This window comes from Thermococcus sp. M36 (assembly GCF_012027355.1).
In the GTDB taxonomy this organism is placed as follows: Archaea; Methanobacteriota_B; Thermococci; order Thermococcales; family Thermococcaceae; genus Thermococcus.
The window spans coordinates 1-436 of sequence record NZ_SNUH01000221.1 but is presented as its reverse complement, the minus strand read 5'-3'; the positions used below and the strand labels follow the sequence as shown (position 1 = coordinate 436).

Annotated in this window: 1 protein-coding gene; it reads left to right on the top strand. The window is 30.5% G+C overall.

Features of this window, described 5'->3' with window-relative positions; genetic code table 11:
• The first annotated feature begins 75 nt into the window (after positions 1–75).
• Positions 76–375 (top strand): hypothetical protein, encoded by a 300-nt coding sequence (locus E3E36_RS12070; protein ID WP_167895606.1) that lies wholly within the window; start codon positions 76–78, stop codon positions 373–375.
• Positions 376–436 lie beyond the last annotated feature (61 nt).

The following is a 436-nucleotide window of genomic DNA, read 5'->3' as shown; positions in this document are numbered from 1 at the left end:
TAATGATTTCAGAAACATGCGTGAATATTTTGAAAAAGAAGCAGCTTAATGAAATTGAAACTTAATAATGACCAAATGATTGTGTTTGTAAGTCTTCTCTACAAAAGCATTAATGAGTACAAACAAATGAAGCAAAATAAAGCTTTAGATGTGCAGGGAATGGTTTACAAAAGCATTTTGGAAAGTATATGGATAAGGGCTACAAAAAAAATGTTTCAAATGCAAAAAAAGTACAGCATGAAAATAGAACCTCAGGAAGCATTGGTATTGTTTGAGGAATACACAGGTCAATTCGAAGAAGATTTATATACACGTTCATTTATGCAACCTTTCTGCGATTATATACATAAAACACTTATATGCTCACCATTTTAAAAACAATAGTTGGGTTTCATGTGTTCAATTGCTTATTGAAATCAATACCCAAAAGGAAAGA

Excerpts from the sequence above, each read along its gene's own strand:
- E3E36_RS12070 (WP_167895606.1), top strand. The coding sequence starts at position 76 with ATGATTGTGTTTGTAAGTCTTCTCTACAAAAGCATTAATGAGTACAAA.